We start from the raw sequence: 20662 nt of genomic DNA, 5'->3' as shown, positions 1-20662 counted from the left end.
ATGCTCCTTGGTAAGATGGATTTTTACAGAAGTAATTTTTTTTCTCTGCGTTAATCTGCGTAATCTGCGGGACAGAATTTCATGCTCCTTGGTAAAATGGATTTTCGCAGATAACATTTTATAATCTTCATATGCAATAGTTATCAGTATCAAGAAAAAAATCGCCCGCAGATCTCGCAGATTTTCGCAGAAGATATTTTTATTTTAGATAATTTTATTCTGGATAGCCAAACGGATTAATCCTGCAATTCCATTGACCTTTAATTTTTGGATAAGATTGTTACGGTGCGTATCAACTGTTCTCGGACTGATAAATAATTTGGAGCCAATTTCTGTACTTGAAAATCCTTCAGCTATCAACTTTAATATTTCTATTTCCCGATCGCTCAATTGAGATAAAGCAAAGGCATCTTCTTTTTTGCTTTTTCCCAGCATAGCCAAAGCAATTTCTTTTCCAAAATAATTCGAACCATTCATAACTTGTTGAATGGCTTGTGAAAGTTCCTCAATGGATGTATTCTTAAATAAATAAGCTTTAGCTCCTGCATCAACAGCTTCTTGAATTACATCCTTATCATTAAGCATGCTGATCATCAGGACACGGATGGCAGGATGGTCTCTGTTTAAAATGCGGCATGCTTCAATTCCATTTAATTCAGGCATTTCAACATCCATAAGCACTATGTCTGGCTGAAGCCCACGGTCTAATAAAGCAATAAGTTCCTTTCCATTGGCTGCTTCGGCTAAGATTTCAAATCCTGCATGTCCGGATAGCAACGATCTAAATCCTTGCCGCACCAAATGATGGTCATCTGCTAAAATAATTTTTACACTCATCCAATAGGAATTCTTACGGTTGAAACGGTTCCATGGAGATCGCCTTTTTCAGAGAAATAATTACCACCCATTGTACGAACCCTGCTTAAAATATTTAATAAACCCATGCTGCCGGAATGTTTCGCTTCATTAAAATCAAATCCTACGCCATCGTCCTCCACTCTTAAAATTAAAAAATTGCCTGCGTGGTATAATTGCATTACAATCTTATGAGCTTTTGCATGTTTTAGTATATTATTTAATAATTCCTGGGCAATGCGGTACAAACCCAATTCAATTTTCTCATCCAGTTTAACTGGAATATCAAAATGCTCAAATTCACTTTGAATGCCGGCCTGATTGATTGAATTTCGCAATAATAATTCCAGGCTGGGTACTAAACCCTTTGTTTCAAGAGTAGGCGGCAACATGACATGTGAAATGTTGCGAAGCTCGGTACAGGCTTCATTCAATTGATTGCTCAAGTCTTTTATCTTAACGGAATGTGTTTCATCCAAATGTTGAATTGAATTATGCATGGCATCAAAACCCAATTTAGTGGCAACCAATTCCTGAACAATACCATCGTGCAAATCTTTTGCTATTCGCTTTCGCTCTGCTTCTTGTGCTTCAATGACTGCATTTAATCCCAATTGCTGTTCTGCAATCACTGCTTGTTGCAATTTTTGATCTTGTTTGTATTGATAGCGTTTATATAATAAAAATGTAATTACCATAAACGCGATCAGAAATATTCCAAAACCAATTAACCAACTGGTTTTCTTAAAATTTTTTTCACGTTCAATTATTAGTTCTTTTTCCTTTTTTTCAGCTTGATATTTTGTTTCAACATCAGCAAGGCTTCTTACGTTTTCAGAACGAAATAAAGAATCATCCAGTTTCATAAATTTTTTAAACCAAACCAATGCTTCTTTATGATTTCCCAGTTTTTCATGGGCGGTTCCAATTTCTTCCAAATACACTTCCATGGGATCCAGCAATTTTTTTTCTTCCATGATGGCATAGCCTTTCATTGCAAAATCAAGTGCTTTTTGGGGTTGATTCAACCGGTTATAAACTGATGCGAGATTGACATACGGAAAGACTAAATTTACCAACCGATTGGCCTCCGTTAATAATTTAATAGATTGCTCACAATGCGGAATGGCTTCCTGATATTTTCCTTTCTCCAATAAAATGTGGCAGATTCCTCCATCAATGACTCCTGCAACATAATTGTTTTTATATTTCAATGCAATTTCAATCCCCTTATTTGAATATTCCAATGCTTTTGACAAATTATGTGCATCATCCCCTTCGCTGGTGCCATAGGCTACCGCCAGATTGTTGTAGGTGAACATACACTTTTTTTCTTCTCCGTGCTCCAGTCGGATGGCCAAAGCTTTTTCCAGATAGTTGATGGCCTTATCGTGAATTTTTTGATCGTTGTAGAGATTTCCAATGTTGCTGTATGCCGATGCGAGGTTGCTGTATTCTTTCAGGTCTTCAAAAATCTTGAGAGATTTTAAATAATAGTGAATCGCCGAATCCGACTTATACATTTCTGCGTAGGTGCCACCCAAATTATTGCAGGTAATGGCAAGCGTATGAACATCCGGATCATGTTGGCGTATTTGATAATCCTGATAAAACAAGTCCAATGCTTCTTGTAATTTTCCGGATTCCTTGGCTATCAGTCCTTTAAAATTGAGGACATATGCTTTGCTGGCCTGACTTTTTGAATGTTGGGCATACCGCTCGAGGCTATCTGTATAGAATGCAGCCTGATCAAAGTGCTTTTCCAACAACTCTTTCGCAATCAGGTAATAATACCTGGTTTGGCTCGCCGGATCTGTTTCTACAGCCAGTTTTTGTCGAATGCTATCTGTTGTGGGTGTTTGTGCAGCCACTAAACAACTGGTACCGAGCACTCCTAAAGCAAGTAAGAAAGTCCAAATATTCCTTCTATCCATCAGACATCCTATTTCAGATCTTGTAAAAATATAGAATTACTGAAATAATACGCAAATCTGCGTAGTCAAATTACGAATTCATACGGATTTCTTATGGTAGTTAACGGCCCTACCTTTGATCTATCAAAATAAAACAAAAATGAAAATGAGAAAATCAATCGTTCAGCTAATGAGTCTTATTGGATTGGCAATTGCCTTAAGTCTTTTGCTATTATATATAACAAATCCGGCATTGGATTTGGTTGAAAAATTAGCAATAGAGTTATTGCAAACTGAACATAAATACTCTGAATGGGCATCCAATTTTTAATAATTAGAACAGCGCGTTCATTTCTGATTAATTATAAAAAAATGCATTTAAAACAGATTCAATTCTAAATGAAAAATGGAATCACAAAATGACGATTCTGAAATGAATCACAGTTAATTCAATTTTATCTATATTTGAATCCGTTTAAATAATCCTTAGAAACAAATTAATAACAATAAATAATTTTTAAAAAAAACGTATGAAAAATTTAATTACAGCCTTGTTTGTATTCGGGTTTCTGTTTACAGCCAGTTGGATCTCAGCACAAGCTAAACCTGCTAAATTGCCCATGGAGAACAAAACAACTTTTGAAACTTTTCTAAAAGATGTTTACACGCTTTATGAAAAACACGATTATAAAGCATTAAAAAACATTTACGATCGGCAGGCAGGAGAAATTGGTCCAGACGGCATGTTGATCATGGGTATTAAAAACCTGGAAGCATCCTGGAAAATGTTTGATGGCATGGTGGATGGTACTCCAAAATTTACCTATCAACTTACTTCTTCCCGTATGGTAACTCCGGAAATCGCAATCATTACCTGGGATTCAGATGCTGATATTGTGATTAAAGGTCAACAAATGGGTGGCAAAGCAACCGGAATGGCCGTATTAAAAAAGAAAGGAAATGGCTGGCAAATTCAATTTGATTCCATGACCCCGGTTATGGCCATGCCAATGCCAGAAGCAGCACCAGCAAGCGAAGGAAAATAAAGATCCACCCACAAATTCAATTAGTAATGCTCAATGATTCTTAAGGAGTCATTGAGCATTCTTTTTTGAAGAATTTTCAATATTCCTCTTTTCGTCATTGAACATTGAATATTGAACATTGAGCATTATTTCTTCAAAGGATGATTTTAATTTTCAATGAGAAAATTAAACATTCTTCCATTAAACATTGAGCATTGAACATTGAGCATTATTTCTTCAAAACATGATTTTAATGTTCAATATTAAATTTTAAGCATTCCTCCATTAATCATTGAAAATTGAACATTGAATATTAAGCATTATTTCTTCAAAGCTTGATTTTAATTTTCAATGAGCAATGCTCAATGAGCAATTTTCAATGAAGGAAAAATATTATTTGAGTATTAAATTTAGTTTATATAAACTACGCTCCCATAATTCGTCCCGCGAGTACGCGGGATGTACGCTACTTTCCCATAATCCGCAATTCGTAATTCGTAATCCGTAATTTATAATTAATCAACCGCTCCCACAACATACATCTGATCCATCGTTGGAGATGCTACCCCGCCTGACGGCTCAAGGGTAATTGCAAAAGCCTGCGCTTCTTTTATAAATTCAATTTCTTTAAATGCAATTTGTTTTTGGTCCAGATCAAATACACCTAAATCTACCGGTTTTCCAGCAACGATAGCCCATAATTGATATTGCTTCTGAGTAGGAGGCTTTGGTAAATCCGATACATCCAAATACGATTTATGTGCGATGGTATCATAATAAATCGCAGCAAATGATTGAGGTGAAACAGGTGTGCCTTTTAACAATATTTTCTTAGCATCCTTATTTCGCAATACATCCAGACGACTGTTGCAATCTATTAAATTCAAACTATCCTGCAGATGCAATGCCGTTTGCTCAGTTAATTTTTGGTTTAATTGCAAAACTGCTGTTTGGCTGGATTGATAGTTCATCCATAAATAAGAAGAAATAATAATAAAAGGAATGGCTACAGCGGCTATGCCTCGATACAACATGCTGCGGTAACTCTTTTTAAGATCCAGTAATTTTGATTCTTGTTCTATGCGTTGGATGATATTGGTTTTAATTCGATCTGGAACCGGAACTGCATACTGGGATGCAAAAACTTCCAAACTATTTTGAATTTCAATTAATTCTGATTGCAATTCCGGCGATGCTGCTAACCAACTGTTTATTTCTACATTTTGTTTGGCATCTGTTAATCCCAATGCAAATTGCTCCAGAATTCCGGAATCCTTGATTTCTTGTATGTTAATCTTTTGATTCATTTAAAAACATTCATTAATAAAATGAAAAAAGTTGCTAACATCGTACGCAACATTTTAATTGCTGCATTGATCCGTGTTTTAACAGTTCCTAATGGCATTTGCAGATGATCTGCTGCTTCTTGTTGTGTATAACCTTGTATATATATTAATTCAATCAATTCCTTATATTTTGAATCCAGCTTATTGACTTTATTCATCAAACCAATATCCGAAATCTGTGATTCCACACTGTGATTTATACTATCATATACGCCCGGATCCAGATTTTGGTTTTTATGCCGATTTTCTTGTCTTAATAAATCCAGTGCTGTGTTTCTGACTATAGTCAACATCCAGGTAAATAATGAAGCTTTTTCAGATTGATATTCAGACAGATTCTTCCATACTTTAACAAATCCCTCTTGTATCGCTTCCTCAGCCAAATGTTGCTCACGAACAATTTTTAAGACAATTCCATATAAGGTATCGCCATACTGATCCATTAAAAATTTTATAGCCCGCTCCGGTGGGCCTTTGCGAAGTTCTAAAAATTGGGTCCGTATCTGTTCTGTTGTTGCCAAATGATTGGCTAAGATAATTTATAAAAAGAATTTACATAAACGAAATCCAAAACGCATACTCCAAACGTAACTAAGTAAAATCATTAATTATGAAATTAAAAATTGTACTTTCCAGCTTATTTAGCATGTTTATTGCGCTTTTGATGGCTTCCAGCCATCGGGAAGCGCCACTGATTGCAAACGATCCACTTGCCGACAATGTGGATTTGTATGCTTTCCGGAGTCCGGACAATCCGGATATGATTACGATTATTGCTACCTATGTTCCGCTTCAATTTCCACACGGTGGTCCAAACTATTACAGTTTTGGACAAAACATTCGTTACGAAATTCATGTGGACAATGATGCATCCAGGCCTGGTGATGAAATCACTTACCGATTCACTTTTAAACAGGTCAATGAGGATCCTACTACTTTTTTTAACATCCGTTTGGGTAAGCAGAATTTAAAAACTACCTACACGCTTGAACGCAGCATTGATGGAGGTTTAAGTTTTATTACCTTAATCGACAATGGTCCGGTGCCACCCAATAATATTGGTGCACGCTCCATTGAGTCAGGAGTTGGTTTAGGAACTACGTATTTAAATCTTATGCAGTCTGCAATCCGCAACACAAACACCGGCGAACGCGTGTTTTGCGGACCAACCGATGATCCATTCTTTGTGGATTTAGGTGGCGTATTCGATTTAGGAAATTTACCACGTCAAAATGGTAAAGCTCGAGATGGAATTGCCTGCTTAAATGTGAGTGCCATTGCGATTCAAATTCCAATCAGCACCTTATTAAAAACAGGTGCACCTGCTGCTCCTCGTACCATTTTAGATCCTGATTATGTGATTGGTGTTTGGGCATCCGCCAGCAGACAAGCGATCCGCACCTTAACTCCAGGTGGAGAAAATCACTCTGGTGATTGGATTCAGGTTTCTAGATTGGGTATGCCTTTGACCAATGAAGCCGTAATTCCAATTGGATATAAAGACTATTGGAATTCTTTAACACCTTATCAAGAGTTGGCCGATACATTAATGGACAATTTCTTTTTCAATCCGGAATTAGCACTGTACATGGATGATGCGCTGTTTGGTGGCGCCGTACCTGCGATGGCTAAATTGCGCATTCAAAGAAATTCATTACAAGGATTTGACTTTGGTTATGGTAAAGATGGACTGTACGGTTTAAAAGGAAATCCTGCAGTTGCTGGAACCGCATTGGACGATGCTATTTTTGGAACCTTGTTGTTACCTGGTAAAGGAAAAGCACGTTCAGTCGACTTATGGCCTGCATTTCATACCGGCGTTCCAAATTTTAAACCATATCAATTAGCAACCGGAAAAAATGGAAATCCGCTTGCTGAAGGAAAACCATTTATTCACAATTTCCTTCCAAACGGAGGGGATATGCTGCGATTAAATATGGCGGTTCCCGTCACCCCAAGAAACGATCCTGCCTTTAGCACACTGGGTTTGGTTCAAGCGTGTGTTCTTGGATTAACAGATCCGAAATTTGCAAACACAAACATTGAGTTTATACCCAATATGGATGGTTTTCCCAATGGAAGACGATTGGAAGATGATGTAACCCGCATTGAATTGCAAGCCGTTTCAGGAATTGTATTAGCAGCTATCGGACTCTGGTATGACGATTATACTGCTGGTTCACCAAATCCAGTGACTCCCAATTTAGTAGGCGTGTTGACTTATACAACAGGTGTTGAGAAAAACGATGCATTGTTTTCAAATACATTCCCAAATCTTGCAGCACCCTGGTCAGGAGATGGCGAATGCGGTGGAAAAATTGTGAGTGCAGTAAATAAAGGTGGCGGTGGAATTATTGGATTAAATGGACCTCAAATTTCCATGATCAATTATCCAAATCCAGTAAACACACTAACCACATTTAAAATAAACAATCAGTTAGAAACCAGCATACGACTCGATTTAAAAACCAATGACGGTAAAACGATTCAAGTTTTAAATCCAGAATATTTTGGTAAGGGTTTGTTTGAATTTACTGTGGACTTAAGTAAAATTCCAGCAGGAATTTATCTGGCCAGTGCTGTTACTGATCGCGGTGCAGTCGTTGGCTATACCAAATTAATTAAAAATTAAAATCATTTTATAAATACCTTGGCTCTTAGGAGTCAAGGTATTTTATTAAAAAAAAATTACTATGAAAAAAATAACGTACCTCATTTGCACTCTTTTTATTTTATCCTGTGCCAAAGAACCAAAAACAAATTTTGAAATTCCGGTTTTACTGGAACGATCAGAAAAAATGCAATATTTTAATGAATGGTCTGAAGTACGAACAAGCTATTCAGATCTCAAACATTTATTGACAAAAAATCCGGATCATATAGATGCCTTAATCAGAATTACAAATCTCTTTATTGCTGAAGCTAGAATTACCGGGGAACACGGACATTATTATCCGGCTGCATTAAAAACCATCGAACAAGCTTTACAGCAAAAAAACATTAATAAAGATCAGGAATTTCTAGCATTAAGTGCCAAAGCCAGTGTTCAACTTTCACTGCATCATTTTAAAGATGCGCTGAAAACTGCTGAAATTGCTCAACAAAAAAATCCATACAATGCATTGATATATGGAGCATTGATCGATGCGCACGTTGAATTGGGTGATTATAAGAATGCAGTTTCTCTTGCCGATAAAATGGTATCCATGCGTCCGGATTTACGTTCGTACTCCAGAGTCTCTTATTTGCGTGAAATCTATGGTATGCCGGAAGATGCAATTAAAGCCATGCAAATGGCAGTAGAAGCCGGCAGTCCAGGAAGCGAAGAAAAGGCTTGGGCCGCGTTACAATTGGCTCAATTATGCATACGCTATAATAAGACCGCTGAAGGAATCTCCATTTTAAATCAAATTCTTGAGGAGCGGCCAGATTATCCATTTGCAAAAGCAAACCTGGCAACCGTTTATATGAGCCAGGGTAAATTTAAAGAAGCCGAACAAGAACTTAAAGAAGCTTGCGCTATCATTCCTGAAGTTTCATTTTACATTCATTTGGCAGAATTGTACAAGCAGACAAAGCAACAAGAGGCATTTGATAAATTACTTCCTGAAATATTGGATATGTTGACTGATGATACCCAACATGGACACAATATGAGCCTGGAATTTGCAGCTGTATATTCTGAATTATTAAATGATCCTGATAAAGCTTTGAATTATATTCAGGAAGACTTGAACATGCGTCCTGAAAATATCGACATCAATCGAAGCCTTGCCAACATCTATTTGTTAAAAAAAGACAAAGAAATGGCCGCTAATTTTCTTTTAAAGGCAAACAGTACGAATTCAAAAAATCCAGAATTATTAGAATTAAATCAACGTCTTCAAAAAATATAATCCCAACAATTGATTCTCTTATGAAAACGATATTTATTGCTTCATTCATTTTATTCTTTGTTCATTTGAACATGGCTCAGATCAGTGGCTATGTGTTCAATCTTGAGCAACAGCCAATCCCGGATCTTACTATTTTCAATAAAAATAAAAATACACACACGCATACGGATGGACGTGGTTTCTTTAGGGATGTCATTTCCAAGCCTGGCGATACCCTGGAATTTTCACTATTGGGTTTCAAACCAGTTATTTATTTTGTAAAAGAAGCTGACTTAAACACTCCGCTTTCTATACAAATGGAAAACAATACCATCCAACTGGATCAAATCAATATCACCGAACCGTTACATTACAATTTGCAATTAATAGACAATTTGACAAGGCCCGTTCAAAACAGCCAGGAATTATTACGCATGGTTCCTGGATTATTTATTGCACAACATGCGGGAGGTGGAAAAGCTGAGCAAATTTTCCTAAGAGGATTTGATATTGATCATGGAACTGATATCAATCTATCTGTTGACCAATTATTGCCTGTAAACATGGTTTCCCATGCACATGGACAAGGTTATTCAGATCTTCACTTCATTATTCCGGAAAGCATCAAAAGAATCAATTATGAAAAAGGCAGCTACAATGTTGCTAAGGGAAATTTTTCAAATGCCGGCTATGCAGATTTTATTTTACAAGATCGCCTTCAGATGAATTCCATTATTTTCGAATCCGGCAAGTTTGATGCCCATCGGCTTGCAGGTTTATTCAAGCTGCTCAATACCAATCATCAGAATGTATACCTGGCCGCTGAGTATGTTCGTACAGATGGTTACTTTGATGAACCCCAGAATTTCAAAAGAATTAATGGCTTGTTCAAATACAATTATAAGTTTTTAAACTCAGCTGAACTTAAATTAACAGGCAGCCATTTTAATAGTAAATGGAATGCTTCCGGACAAATTCCTCAACGGGCTGTTGATCAAGGATTAATCAGTCGATTTGGTGCTATAGATTCAAATGAAGGCGGACAAACAGATCGAAGTAATTTAATGGTAAATTTTATAAAACCATTTTCTGCAAACCAAAATTTAAAACTGAGTGCCTATTATTCAAATTATAATTTTGAATTATATTCAAATTTTACATTCTTTTTAAAAGATTCTATCAATGGCGACCAAATCAAGCAAAAAGAACGTCGAAACTTAATTGGATTTGAAGGACAATATAATGCAACCTGGGCTGGTATTGATTTAAATGCATGTTTGGGGAATAGATTAGATCTTGTAAATGATATTGAATTATCCCATACCAAAGATCGAGTAAAATTATTGGATAGACTTGCATTTGGTTCGATTCAGGAAAACAACAGCTATGCGTATTTAAAAGCAGCTTATGAATGGAATCAGTTGGAATTGTCGGTTCAAAATCGATTGGATTTATTTCATTTCAATTATACTAACAATTTAGTGAGTTCAAATAAAGAAAATTCAAAAACAGAAATTAAATATTCACCTAAACTAACCGCACAGTACCATGTAAATCAAAACTTACAATTATTTGCTAAAACAGGTTTCGGATTTCATTCCAACGATTCCCGATTATTAATTCAGGATCCAGACATTTCCTTGCTTCCCGGAAGTTTTAATCAGGATATTGGGTTTCAAACAAAAATTGGAAGTTCCTTATTCCTTCATGTAGCTGCCTGGTATTTATTCATGAAAGATGAATTGGTTTATGTTGGAGATGAAGCCATTGTTGAAAACAGTGGTAAAACTAAAAGACAAGGTTTGGAAGCAGGTCTAAGATACCAGTTAAATAAATTTATTTTATTTGATGCAGAATCATCGTTGACAAAAGCCAGAACGATTGATGATCCTGAAGGACAAAATTATTTACCCTTAGCTGCCAAATGGACGCATACTGGAGGTATCACTTTGAAAAATTTCCATAATATTTCTACCAGCTTACGCTATCGGATTTTATCAGACCGGCCAGCAAACGAAGACAACAGTGTTCAGGCAAAAGGGTATGAAATTATGGATGCTAATATAGGATACAATTACAAAAACATGCATTTTAGTTTTATTGTAGAGAATATTTTCAATCAAAAATGGAACGAAGCTCAATTTTTAACGTTATCAAGATTAAAGGATGAATCTATAGCTGTCGAAGAAATTCATTTTACACCCGGCAGTCCGATTAATTTCAGGTTAAAGGTTCAAATTGATTTTTAATCAAGGGCTTATCAATTAGGTATTTTTTAATCATGTAATCCCTTGATTTTAAATTGATTATTTGAAATTAATTTTAAATTCATTCTGTAGTTTTTCATATCTTTGCACCCTAAAATCAAACCGCAGTGATGAATCCTGAAGTAAAGGAATTTACCGGAAAAGTTAAAGAAGCGCTGAAAACATTAAAGCCTTACCAAAAAACGGATAATCTCAAAGCAATCATTCAGATTTTAAATAGCATTGGACCATTTTTTGCGGTCTGGATAGCTATTTATTTTTTATGGGATTACAGCGTTTTGGCTGCTTGTCTATTGGCATTATTAAATGCACTTTTTTTAGTACGAATTTTTATCATCCAACACGATTGTGGTCATAATACTTTTATAGAATCTTCACGCTGGCGTAAAATCATTGGCTACAGTTGTAGCATGTTAAGTTCAGTGCCGTATTCATATTGGGCAAAATCCCACCATTTCCACCACATGAATAATGGAATGTTGGAAGTTCGTGACATTGGTGATATCAATACGTTGACAGTTGCTGAATATTCCAAGCTGAGTAAATTTGAACGTTTTAAATATCGTTTATACCGAACACCCCTGGTGATGTTTGTATTAGGACCAATTTATTATATTTTTATACACAATCGTTTACCATTGGTGAATTTAGAAGAATTTAAAAAAGCAAAACCAGGATTGTACTTAAATAATTTTATTTATGCTGCTGTTTTTATAGCTCTTTGTTTTATTTTAGATTGGAAACGTTTTGTTACGATGCATTTGATAATTCTTTCTTCATTTGCAATTATTGCCATCTGGTTTTTTTATGTTCAACATCAACACGAACATGGCTACAAGCACTGGAGAAATAAATGGGAGTTTATGTATGCTGCGATTAAAGGAAGCACGTATTATAAATTACCGGCAATATTCAATTGGTTTACCGGCAATATAGCCATTCACCACATTCATCATCTGAATCCTGCCATTCCTAACTACAATTTGAAAAAATGTGTTGATGCCATCCCTTGGTTTCATAAATACACCACAGAATTAAATTTCTTTCAAAGTTTAAAACTTGCAACACATAAGTTGTGGGATGAAAATACCGAACGAATGATAACGTTCCGGGAATATTATCGGATGGAGCGATTGGGATTGGTCAAAGCTTGAGAAAGGGCTTGTTAGACTGTTTGACTGTTAGATTATTAGACTGTTTGGGAGGAGGAATTTTTGACTCCTGACTACTAGTTGCTGACCACTTTTTGGAGAGGAATCGCCACGAATTCACGAATTAAGGACGAATTATTAAATTATTCTTCGAATCTCCATTCGTGTCTTCATTCGTGTCTTCATTCGTGCATTCATTCGTGCATTCGTGGCATTTCTTCGCATTTCCATTCGTGTATTCATTCGTGCATTCGTGGCATTTCTTCATTCTTCCATTCGTTCTTCCATTCGCGGCAAGTTAAGTTGGTAAATGGTAGAAAGAAATATAAATGTGCTTATTACTTCGCTTCAAGATTTTTTCTTTTAGTAAAATTTTGAAGAGGTCGCCACGAATGCACGAATAAAGTCACGAATTGAAGAAGCAGGAGTTGTCACGAATGCACGAATTAAACACGAATTGAAGAAGCAGGAGTTGTCACGAATGCACGAATTAAACACGAATTGAAGAAGTAGGAGTTGTCACGAATGCACGAATTAAACACGAATTGAAGAAGTAGGAGTTGTCACGAATGCACGAATTAAACACGAATTGAAGAAGTAGGAGTTGTCACGAATGCACGAATTAAACACGAATTGAAAAAGTAGGAGCTGCCACGAATGCACGAATTAAACACGAATTGAAGAAGTAGGAGTTGCTACGAATGCACGAATTAAACGCGAATTGAAGAAGTAGGAGTTGCCACGAATGGAATCAAGTACGTGAATGTTTATTCTAAAAAATATCAATTCCCATGATAGATGTATACTGTTCCTACAGCTTGCCTTTTAAGACTTTTATATCATTAAGTAGTGCCTAAAAATTCAACCACCGCTTTTATTTGCTTTGATATTTCGGTATATACCTGATCTAAATTGCTTGCATTCTCAATTGGAATGCCTCCAGTAGGTAACGCTTGTAATTTTCTAAAGGGCATCGTACTCCAATCACAGGCTCTTGCAATAATAGGAATCACTCGGGCAGTACCCGCTTCATGGCGTTGCATGGCAATTTCTAATTCATTTCTCCAAATATAATCCGAAGCAATAAAATCAATACTTACCAATAAGATGATTATATCAGCCGATGTGAGCTCTTTCTTTATAAGATCATCCCACTTTTCGCCAGCCATGATTTGCCGGTCTTGCCAAACTTCAATTTTATTGGAACGTTTTAAAGTAATTAAAAATTTATCAAATTGATTTTTAATTGCTTCGTCTTCATGAGCATACGAAATAAAAACTTTTAAAGCACTCATAATTTTTTATTCATAAGATTCAACTTATTTTGATACCGTGGATTGTTTAATACATCTTCCACAGATTTCCGTTGTGCTTTACCAATCCAAACTTCAAATTTTTTAGCAGCTCCTGGTGTTTCTACCAATACCGGCTCTCGGGAAACTTCTATTTTTGCATTCATTAAAGTACGATACATCTCATATGCCAATTTCTGATCACTTTTATCAAAATATTTAATATAGGTATTGAATGATTGATTTTCTATCTTCTCATTCTCTGCTATAAATTGATTGTACCAATCCTTCTGATAAAGTGCCTGATAAGCGCGTTTTGCTTCTGTTTCAAACCCCGGCATGAATTGTATATAACATTTATATTTTTTATTCAATTTGTCAATAACCTGTACCTGATCTTTAAGTTTTACATCGTCAATTGGTTTTGATTCCAGCTTATATTTCTTTTGAAGCTGAACATAATCCTGATTTAATTTATCAAATTGCTGCTGAACCTGAGTCAATAAACTCAGTGATTGTTGTTTGATAGAATCTGCCTCTAAAGCAGTATGACTGAGAAGGCTGTTGGTGTTTACCAAAGAAGTTTGAAGACTATCCAGCCGAATCAAAGCAGAATCCCGCTCAGCAATTAAGGCTTCCTTTTCAGCTAGTAAATTGGTTTTCTCTGCAATCAGTGTTTCTTTTTCGCGTAATTGTTGTTTGAGTTCATTGGCTTTGCTGGAAAGTTCCAATCCCAAATACAAAATGAGGCCTCCTAAAATACAAAATCCAAGTACAACAATGACCGTATAAATTTTAGATTTCTTTTCATTTTCCAAAAGGTTTTCTAAAACACGAATACTTTGCAAATTCTTTTCTTTAAGTTCTGTACTCATATATTTAGATTAAATGGTTGACAATTTAGTGGGAAACAATACATTCTTAACAGACATCAGGGCTATTAGACCAAATAATAAAAAACTCAGTACTGCTAATAGTAATTCATCTGTTTTGGTATAAATATAAAACGAAGCCAAAATGCCTATTACCAATACCAAACCGGCAACGATCCAATAAAATGACGATCCGGTTTCCGCCATTTTCACAGAATGCAATTCAGGAAAAATAAAACATTTGATCTCATCACCAATTTCCTTAAAAATAGTCTGCTTATCTGGCAAGGTTTTACTGAGATGTTCTATTGATTTTTTTTCATCCGGTAGTACTTCATTACTGTATTTCTTAAGAATGTCATCTGCTGTCCAGTCGCATTCACGTAGAAGGATGGGTACTATTTTTATGTGCTGCATATCAGCCAGCTTTAAAATTTTCAAACATTCGTCGTTGTTCAGATAATCAATGCTAATTAATGGAATGGTTAAATCTGATGATTTTAAAAATTCTTCATTTTTTGCAAGGTCTCCATTTTGTTTAAACAATTCCTGTTCATCATATATTTCAATCCATCCTTTGCGCTTATATTGTTGCAAATGATTGTTGAGATCCTTGTAAAGTGATTGATCTTCTGGCTTGTCTGAATAAGAAAAATAAATTTTCTTCATAAATTATAAATCAAACGAAGTTGGTAAATGGGTTTCTGTAAATTGCTCAGCTGCCTTTCGACCGATTGCCAATAAGTCGGGTATATTTTCATAGTGGTCCATTTCAGCCACAGAACGAACTTTCTCTAAACTGAATTGAAATCCGAGTTGTGCCAAACTTTCAGCGGTTAACCTAACATTGTGGCGTGTAAAACTGAATAGTTTTTCGTTTAGATATTTAAGCTCTTCCAACTTACCAAACTGATTATCTATAAAATCAACCGGTCCATAATTTTTTCCAAGATATTGCAATATAATTTGATTCATTTCAAGGGCATCAATCATAAATAGATTTGGTAATTTGGAAGCCCAGGCCACAGCTCTTGAATTAACAAGACTTTCCGGATCTTCTAATAATAAACCATTCCCGGTGCCTAAAGAAGTCATAAATAATTTATTCTCTCCGGAAACCCAATTAAAACCAAAACTGGATACGGTTGCGGTAAGAAACAATTGAAAGACGGGATTATTTGCCAAACTGACACCGCCATCTACAAAGCCAGATTTGACCATTTTCCCGCTGCGCGTTTTGATAGGAAGTTGTTTGGGTTTAAAATAATATGGTGCAGCAGAACTAGCTCTGCACAATTCCCACAGTTTAATATCTTTATTGGAGTTATAATATATCCCATCCGGATGATTTGCAAATGTCCATAAGCTGTAGGTATCTGCGCGTTTGGTGTTGATAGCCAATCCGCATTTAATAGCCTGCGTGTCTCCAAGTAGTATTTCACCAAAGGTGTTTTTTAATTGTTTCTCTAAATTTTCAGAATTGTAATTTTCCTTGAAAATTGCCCTGAATCCAGTCCAATCTCTTGGTATCAATGAAAAACTCCTTTTACCAAAAATAACTTCACCTAAATCCAAATAGAGTTGAATAATTTGTTTCACTTCCATACCCAATGCCAAACCTGTGGCCATGATGGCCCCGGTACTTGTGCCACCCATCATATCGTAATAATCACTCAATACCATGTCACTTTTGCCATAACGCGTTCGAAGTGTGGATTCAATTTTTTCCAAAAATCCCAGGGTAAGAATTCCCCGAACACCACCACCATCTAAAGCTAGGATTCGCTTTACTCCGGTTTTAGAATCCAATTTTTGTTGCAGACTTTTAGTTTGAAAAGACATGACGATTAAAATTATTTTTTAATAAAAAAAAGTACTTCCTTATACATTTCATTAAAATCATAAACGGTTGATTTAAGATTGTCACGATGCTTTTTACCATAATCAATTAATGCATGTACTTTCAGAACCTCCCGTCTTCTGCTAATAAATACTTCAAAAGTATTTTGATTCTTCTTACATTGACCAGGTGCACAGGTAATTAAGTTTGAATTCATTTTTTTATTAAATTGCTTGATGCTGGAAATATCTTCTCCAGCAGAAATAAACAATTTAAAAATATATTCGCAGGTATCACTTACTTTTCTACAAGTATCAACTGAACTAATTTGACCTTTATATATTTTCAACAATTCAAATCGATTGACTTCTTTGCGGTCATTCGCATCTGAAAGTCCTTTGATAGAAAAAAAATAAACCTCTTGATTTAATACCGGAATGCTGTCATTTATAAATGGTATAAAAAATATAAATCGCTGGTGTTTGATACTGCTGGTATCTTTAATCAGGTAAATGTTTAAATCATGAATTCTTGAATTTTCTGTCATCATCACTTTTTCTGAAACTTTGTTTCGATAAAAAACATAGGGGATGAGGTTCATTTCAAATTTTGAAAAAGAATCATTCGGCGACCATTTATGAACATATTGCTCTAGTTTACCAGATAAATCTTCCACTTTATGATATTTGCGGGAGCAAGAACAAAGCACCGCAAGGAGTAGCAGATACTTGTACATTATTTTATAGGATTGAAGTGATTAAAAGTGAGTCCTACCAAAATGCGATTGGCATCAAAATTTGGGTGAATCGCAATTTTCATGGCATTGTGAATGAGATCTTGCACACCCCATAGTCTTTCCCCTTCCGGATTATTGCCCCTTAAAGAACCTATGACTCCCAGATTGATTGCAAGGGATTCATTGATAAAACAACGCAAGGTATAAGAAGACGAGTTGTAATTATTTCCACTTCTAAAACCGGTAACATTGTATCGGGTTCCGATGGTGTCAGGTTTTATATCTGAGAAAATACTATAATCCTGTACATCCATCCCAAGGCGGGTTGCCAATTCAAAATACTGGCGTTCATAGCCGGTAAATTGATCAAATGTCAACTCAAATAAATTATTTTTTCGGACGGAATGGTAATAAATGCCTCCTCCTCCGGTCCACCAACGGTCAAAACTATCACCCAGTCCCAATAGATTGAGTGGCATTCCTCCATCATTATAATAATTGATACTTAGGTTCTTATAGTTGAGTACAATGGCTCCCACAGTTTGATGCCGTATGTGGTTGTTCATGATAAAATTGACCCCCAACATCGCCAGTCCTTCATTTCCAAAACGTAAATTATAAAATGGGAGATTATTTATGGTTCGAAGATTTTTATATAGTGGAAATTTTTCATTGATATGACTGGAGGCAGGCCCAAAAAACAAACTGGAGGTAAAATCAATTTGATTGTCCTGCTTGAGAAGTATCAAACTATTGCCAAGTGACTTATTGTAAATGCCTACATTCATGCCAACTGACATCATGTAGTTGCCATATTTAGAATCAATTTGTTTAATTCCACCGACCCCTACAAATGCCTTGATCCCCGGAAAATTGGTCCCTCCCCGATAATAAATATTAATGGTGGTCCCGATATTTAAATAGAGGTTATCAAATCCCAGTTGTTCCTGACTAAAAAGTAAAGCAGGAAAGCACCCTAGTAAAAAACGCAAAAAGCTTATCATGAGGCTTAAATTAGTATTTAAAAATTCGAAATGGGTTCTCTCAGACTATTGCGAATGCAGCCAAAGCTCATCATACAATATCCGGAAAACGGAATATTTCTTTATATTGAGCCTATAAAAACGGAATGAAATGCTGGAATTGAGGTGAAGTTATTAAGAATGTATGGTAAATCAAAAAAAAAGTTAAAAAAAACACAAATTCACTCATTCCAGTAGAAAAGCCAATCTCTTTGTATAAAATTTGTCATACAACTAGTATAAACAAAAATAAGATGAAAAATTTATTCGGTTTTTCAATTGGCTTGTGGTGCTTGCTGATTTTCGCTTTTGAAACAAGCGCTCAAAATAAACAATATGTAGTTGAAGATGAATTTAAATCAACCAAAGGCTTGGTTTTTTACATGGTGAATATAACTACTATTGAAGACGATAAAAGCTTGGAAAGTAAATGGTATCAAAGAAATGTCAATATAAAATGTTATCTTGAAAACAATACCCTTATTAAAGATTCCTTAATGGTAAGAATTGATTTCTCATTAAGGCCTGAAGAATATACCATACAGGATGAACTGTATTACAAAGCAACTGACTCAATCGTTAAAATAAAAGCCACTAGAATTGAAAATTTGCACGGAACGCAACGCATTTCCAATACAAGTACAGAATATAAAACTGAATCCGTTACAGTAACCATCCCCAGCACATCTGAAACCGTAACCAATGCTAAAGGAGAAAGCAGTAGTGTGGACCTTCCTTCAAAAAGCATTACTGAAAATGTAAGTGTACCTACAACCCACACGACCGTTGAAACAACTCCATTCCGATGGGCAAGCATTTACATTAAATTAAATGAAGACGATATCCGGCACATTCAAAATGCGCGCGACTTAAAATTCCGAATTTATACCAATCGGGGAGGTTCAACCATCTATTTGTCCCGCAGTGAGATGAATGGACTGGTAAAATTTATTGACCGGTGTAGGGGGTGAATTAAAAAGAAAAGATTCATTAAATAAAATCGAAATATAATTAAATTTAAATCTAAAAAATGCTTCAAAATATAACATTCACTTATCAGATACCACCAATGTACTGGCACTAAAATACCTTGCTCACATTCAATTACAAAAAAAGAATTACACCGAAGCTAAAATAGCATTGGACAAACTTTCAACTTCCAACCAGGAACCATTCAAAACAGAAGCCCTATACTACTTATGTATGCTGGATCTGATGAATAATAATATTTCTGATGCTAAATTAAAATTTGAACAGATTAAAAATAATTCATTGATTGGCCGAAATAAAATTTCTACAATCGAAACCTATTTGAAATGAGTTTGGATAAAAATTATCATTCTGTTGCTTGTGCATTTTAATTTTATAACCAGACTCTAATAAACTAAAATTTATAATCTTAATTTAGAAATCTTCTTAAACTTTAATCTGATAGATAAGTAAAATTTATTTAATCAAACAATAATTTTTCTCATCTATCAGATTAAAACATGTAATATTAAACGGCGATTTCATTATGGTTTCATCAAATCTCCAAACTTAGAAAAATCAAACGTTTTGGTGATAAACAGATTAAAATAAGGATTTGAACTTCCATAATTGCCTTTAAATTCACCTCCAATTCGTATGCCGAATTTGTTTTCCGAAATTCCAAAATAGAAACTGTAATTAATACATGGTCTGGATGCTCCACCCATCCAACTTATACCCAAAGGGGTCGCCTTTATAAAAAAATTATATTTATTACCTTCATAATTATATTGGAAATTAGTAAATCCCCAATAATAATTAACAAAACTCCTATTGACTGTAAACGGTACATGCAAACTATCCAATACAGGTCCTGTTACTGAAATAGTATCCTTGTGAATATCTTCAAATGTATATGCAATTGTTTCTTTTGTCATTACGGCTTCAAAATCAAACGGTGTAAAATAGACATTGTGTTTAATACCGTCTCCAAATAAACCCTGGTTTGTTATATTAAACGGCAAGGTCAATACCAAACCATAATTATTAAATGAGCTATTCGAATTTAAACTAGAATAGCTTCTTTCAACCAGATAATTGGATTGATCTATACGGCCAATTTGATTATAATAATAATTTAAACCAGAAGGAATGCCTTCAGCTGATATATATTTAGACTGATACAGTCCAGCATAAATTCCCATTTTAGAAAGAATATTGCGACGGAAATATCCCTTTTCTGATTTACAAATATTATGACATAAAAAACTTATTCTTCCGTAAAAAGTATTCAGGGTGATGCCATTCGATAAATCGAGATTGGCTCCAAGAGACAATGTAACTTTACCGGTATCAATGACTGTAATAAAATTGTTCATTCCAACTGAATTGGAGAATGCCTGTGTAGTTTCAAACAATAAAACTACCAAACAAGAAAGCACTAAATGAAATATATTTTTCATGATTTTTTTATTATAAGTTATAAATTAAACAATCTC

Annotated in this window: 19 protein-coding genes; 7 read left to right on the top strand and 12 right to left on the bottom strand. The window is 35.2% G+C overall.

Going from position 1 to position 20662, the window contains the following annotated elements; genetic code table 11:
- Positions 1-204: 204 nt before the first annotated feature.
- Together IPJ80_06655 and IPJ80_06650 are read right to left on the bottom strand one after the other, a co-directional pair.
- Complete coding sequence (locus IPJ80_06655) at positions 205-837, bottom strand: response regulator transcription factor (GenBank protein ID MBK7913164.1); 633 nt, start codon at positions 835-837, stop codon at positions 205-207.
- Positions 834-2789 carry a sensor histidine kinase gene (locus IPJ80_06650; GenBank protein MBK7913163.1) on the bottom strand — a complete coding sequence of 652 codons (1956 nt, stop codon included), beginning with the start codon at positions 2787-2789 and terminating at the stop codon, positions 834-836. Before IPJ80_06650 ends, IPJ80_06655 begins: the two co-directional genes overlap by 4 nt.
- 145 nt (positions 2790-2934) lie before the next feature.
- Between IPJ80_06650 and IPJ80_06645 the strand changes: the two genes are divergently transcribed.
- Positions 2935-3099, top strand: coding sequence for a hypothetical protein (locus IPJ80_06645; GenBank protein MBK7913162.1), 165 nt, complete (start codon positions 2935-2937; stop codon positions 3097-3099).
- Between the two features lie 199 nt (positions 3100-3298).
- Positions 3299-3814: a nuclear transport factor 2 family protein gene (locus IPJ80_06640; GenBank protein ID MBK7913161.1), complete on the top strand. Its 516-nt coding sequence runs from the start codon at positions 3299-3301 to the stop codon at positions 3812-3814.
- Between the two features lie 494 nt (positions 3815-4308).
- Here IPJ80_06640 and IPJ80_06635 read toward each other — a convergent pair whose 3' ends face one another.
- Complete coding sequence (locus tag IPJ80_06635) at positions 4309-5100, bottom strand: anti-sigma factor (GenBank protein MBK7913160.1); 792 nt, start codon at positions 5098-5100, stop codon at positions 4309-4311.
- Positions 5097-5660, bottom strand: a complete 564-nt coding sequence (locus IPJ80_06630; GenBank protein MBK7913159.1) for a sigma-70 family RNA polymerase sigma factor — start codon at positions 5658-5660, stop codon at positions 5097-5099. Before IPJ80_06630 ends, IPJ80_06635 begins: the two co-directional genes overlap by 4 nt.
- A gap of 89 nt (positions 5661-5749) precedes the next feature.
- Between IPJ80_06630 and IPJ80_06625 the strand changes: the two genes are divergently transcribed.
- From IPJ80_06625 to IPJ80_06610, 4 genes are all read left to right on the top strand, one after another.
- Positions 5750-7771, top strand: a complete 2022-nt coding sequence (locus IPJ80_06625; GenBank protein ID MBK7913158.1) for a DUF4331 family protein — start codon at positions 5750-5752, stop codon at positions 7769-7771.
- Between the two features lie 61 nt (positions 7772-7832).
- Entirely contained in the window at positions 7833-9035 is a 1203-nt protein-coding gene (locus IPJ80_06620) for a tetratricopeptide repeat protein (GenBank protein MBK7913157.1), read from the top strand.
- Between the two features lie 20 nt (positions 9036-9055).
- The gene (locus IPJ80_06615; GenBank protein ID MBK7913156.1) at positions 9056-11263 is read left to right on the top strand and encodes a carboxypeptidase-like regulatory domain-containing protein; all 2208 of its coding nucleotides are present in this window, start codon (positions 9056-9058) and stop codon (positions 11261-11263) included.
- 128 nt (positions 11264-11391) lie between these two features.
- The gene (locus IPJ80_06610) at positions 11392-12435 is read left to right on the top strand and encodes a fatty acid desaturase (protein ID MBK7913155.1); all 1044 of its coding nucleotides are present in this window, start codon (positions 11392-11394) and stop codon (positions 12433-12435) included.
- A 121-nt stretch (positions 12436-12556) separates the two neighbouring features.
- On the opposite strand, the gene IPJ80_06605 is transcribed toward IPJ80_06610, so the two are convergent.
- From IPJ80_06605 to IPJ80_06575, 7 genes are all read right to left on the bottom strand, one after another.
- Positions 12557-12700: a hypothetical protein gene (locus tag IPJ80_06605; protein ID MBK7913154.1), complete on the bottom strand. Its 144-nt coding sequence runs from the start codon at positions 12698-12700 to the stop codon at positions 12557-12559.
- A 574-nt stretch (positions 12701-13274) separates the two neighbouring features.
- On the bottom strand, positions 13275-13727 hold the full coding sequence (locus tag IPJ80_06600; GenBank protein MBK7913153.1) for a toll/interleukin-1 receptor domain-containing protein: 453 nt from the start codon (positions 13725-13727) through the stop codon (positions 13275-13277).
- Positions 13724-14599 (bottom strand): hypothetical protein, encoded by an 876-nt coding sequence (locus IPJ80_06595; GenBank protein ID MBK7913152.1) that lies wholly within the window; start codon positions 14597-14599, stop codon positions 13724-13726. The genes IPJ80_06600 and IPJ80_06595 overlap by 4 nt, the downstream gene beginning before the upstream one ends.
- Before the next feature lie 9 nt (positions 14600-14608).
- On the bottom strand, positions 14609-15265 hold the full coding sequence (locus IPJ80_06590; protein MBK7913151.1) for a toll/interleukin-1 receptor domain-containing protein: 657 nt from the start codon (positions 15263-15265) through the stop codon (positions 14609-14611).
- 3 nt (positions 15266-15268) lie between these two features.
- Positions 15269-16438: a patatin-like phospholipase family protein gene (locus IPJ80_06585; protein ID MBK7913150.1), complete on the bottom strand. Its 1170-nt coding sequence runs from the start codon at positions 16436-16438 to the stop codon at positions 15269-15271.
- Between the two features lie 11 nt (positions 16439-16449).
- Positions 16450-17172 (bottom strand): hypothetical protein, encoded by a 723-nt coding sequence (locus tag IPJ80_06580; GenBank protein MBK7913149.1) that lies wholly within the window; start codon positions 17170-17172, stop codon positions 16450-16452.
- Positions 17172-18176 carry a hypothetical protein gene (locus IPJ80_06575; GenBank protein MBK7913148.1) on the bottom strand — a complete coding sequence of 335 codons (1005 nt, stop codon included), beginning with the start codon at positions 18174-18176 and terminating at the stop codon, positions 17172-17174. Before IPJ80_06575 ends, IPJ80_06580 begins: the two co-directional genes overlap by 1 nt.
- A gap of 272 nt (positions 18177-18448) precedes the next feature.
- On the opposite strand from IPJ80_06575, the gene IPJ80_06570 reads away from it, so the two are divergent.
- On the top strand, positions 18449-19165 hold the full coding sequence (locus tag IPJ80_06570) for a hypothetical protein (GenBank protein MBK7913147.1): 717 nt from the start codon (positions 18449-18451) through the stop codon (positions 19163-19165).
- 543 nt (positions 19166-19708) lie between these two features.
- Here the strand turns inward: IPJ80_06570 and IPJ80_06565 are convergent.
- Positions 19709-20626, bottom strand: a complete 918-nt coding sequence (locus tag IPJ80_06565) for a hypothetical protein (protein MBK7913146.1) — start codon at positions 20624-20626, stop codon at positions 19709-19711.
- Positions 20627-20662 lie beyond the last annotated feature (36 nt).

The sequence above is a fragment of the Saprospiraceae bacterium genome (assembly GCA_016714025.1).
Lineage (GTDB): Bacteria > Bacteroidota > Bacteroidia > Chitinophagales > Saprospiraceae > Vicinibacter.
Note: the sequence above shows the minus strand (reverse complement) of the source record. Positions and strands in the feature narration are given on the sequence as shown.

Excerpts from the sequence above, each read along its gene's own strand:
- IPJ80_06645 (MBK7913162.1), top strand. The coding sequence starts at position 2,935 with ATGAGAAAATCAATCGTTCAGCTAATGAGTCTTATTGGATTGGCAATT.
- IPJ80_06650 (MBK7913163.1), bottom strand. The coding sequence starts at position 2,789 with ATGGATAGAAGGAATATTTGGACTTTCTTACTTGCTTTAGGAGTGCTC.
- IPJ80_06625 (MBK7913158.1), top strand. The coding sequence starts at position 5,750 with ATGAAATTAAAAATTGTACTTTCCAGCTTATTTAGCATGTTTATTGCG.
- IPJ80_06590 (MBK7913151.1), bottom strand. The coding sequence starts at position 15,265 with ATGAAGAAAATTTATTTTTCTTATTCAGACAAGCCAGAAGATCAATCA.
- IPJ80_06610 (MBK7913155.1), top strand. The coding sequence starts at position 11,392 with ATGAATCCTGAAGTAAAGGAATTTACCGGAAAAGTTAAAGAAGCGCTG.
- IPJ80_06605 (MBK7913154.1), bottom strand. The coding sequence starts at position 12,700 with ATGAAGAAATGCCACGAATGCACGAATGAATACACGAATGGAAATGCG.
- IPJ80_06640 (MBK7913161.1), top strand. The coding sequence starts at position 3,299 with ATGAAAAATTTAATTACAGCCTTGTTTGTATTCGGGTTTCTGTTTACA.
- IPJ80_06570 (MBK7913147.1), top strand. The coding sequence starts at position 18,449 with ATGAAAAATTTATTCGGTTTTTCAATTGGCTTGTGGTGCTTGCTGATT.
- IPJ80_06565 (MBK7913146.1), bottom strand. The coding sequence starts at position 20,626 with ATGAAAAATATATTTCATTTAGTGCTTTCTTGTTTGGTAGTTTTATTG.
- IPJ80_06655 (MBK7913164.1), bottom strand. The coding sequence starts at position 837 with ATGAGTGTAAAAATTATTTTAGCAGATGACCATCATTTGGTGCGGCAA.
- IPJ80_06580 (MBK7913149.1), bottom strand. The coding sequence starts at position 17,172 with ATGTACAAGTATCTGCTACTCCTTGCGGTGCTTTGTTCTTGCTCCCGC.
- IPJ80_06575 (MBK7913148.1), bottom strand. The coding sequence starts at position 18,176 with ATGATAAGCTTTTTGCGTTTTTTACTAGGGTGCTTTCCTGCTTTACTT.
- IPJ80_06585 (MBK7913150.1), bottom strand. The coding sequence starts at position 16,438 with ATGTCTTTTCAAACTAAAAGTCTGCAACAAAAATTGGATTCTAAAACC.
- IPJ80_06600 (MBK7913153.1), bottom strand. The coding sequence starts at position 13,727 with ATGAGTGCTTTAAAAGTTTTTATTTCGTATGCTCATGAAGACGAAGCA.
- IPJ80_06620 (MBK7913157.1), top strand. The coding sequence starts at position 7,833 with ATGAAAAAAATAACGTACCTCATTTGCACTCTTTTTATTTTATCCTGT.
- IPJ80_06595 (MBK7913152.1), bottom strand. The coding sequence starts at position 14,599 with ATGAGTACAGAACTTAAAGAAAAGAATTTGCAAAGTATTCGTGTTTTA.
- IPJ80_06615 (MBK7913156.1), top strand. The coding sequence starts at position 9,056 with ATGAAAACGATATTTATTGCTTCATTCATTTTATTCTTTGTTCATTTG.
- IPJ80_06635 (MBK7913160.1), bottom strand. The coding sequence starts at position 5,100 with ATGAATCAAAAGATTAACATACAAGAAATCAAGGATTCCGGAATTCTG.